We start from the raw sequence: 523 nt of genomic DNA, 5'->3' as shown, positions 1-523 counted from the left end.
ACCATTTGGCTCATAAACTCTCCCGCTTTTCACATGGCACGCCTTTTTGAAGGGGATTGGAGAGGCTCTCACGGCACTGTTCGATTTTTTCACAACCTCTCAGCTCTGGTTGGGATGGGGATGGCTTGAAAAGGGTGGGGGAATGAGATCTGTCTTCAAACCGGTCATCTTTTGGCCAAATGCCTATCGATCAGCGGTGCTACGTCAGTAGCAAAGGTGTTGGCTAGATTGTGGTCTCCATCGGAGAAAACATGCATCTCGGCCTGCGGGAGCAGTGAAGCCAAGCGCTGCCCTACGCTAACGGGGCTGATCGGGTCTGCATTACCCCATAGCAGCAGTGTCGGAACCTGCAGCGTGACCAGCCGAAGCGACAGGTCTTCATGGTAGTTCCCAAACCAGCGCGGCACAGTCGGGTTAGCTGCGAAGAAGGACGGTCGCCAATCTTCCGCGCCTAGACCTGCCATATCGATCCCACCCGACGTCACTGTCAGCACCAGATGAGTGACCAGTTCAGGCCGCTCCA

The 523-nt window shown here is 55.4% G+C and carries 1 protein-coding gene; it reads right to left on the bottom strand.

The window, feature by feature from the left end:
• Window positions 1-164: 164 nt before the first annotated feature.
• On the bottom strand, window positions 165-523 hold a 359-nt coding region (locus ACYVD0_RS21520; protein WP_460428697.1), incomplete at its 5' end, for an alpha/beta fold hydrolase.

Source organism: Azotobacter armeniacus (assembly GCF_054779355.1).
The sequence above is the reverse complement of the archived record's forward strand: the minus strand, read 5'-3'. Positions and strand labels throughout refer to the sequence as shown.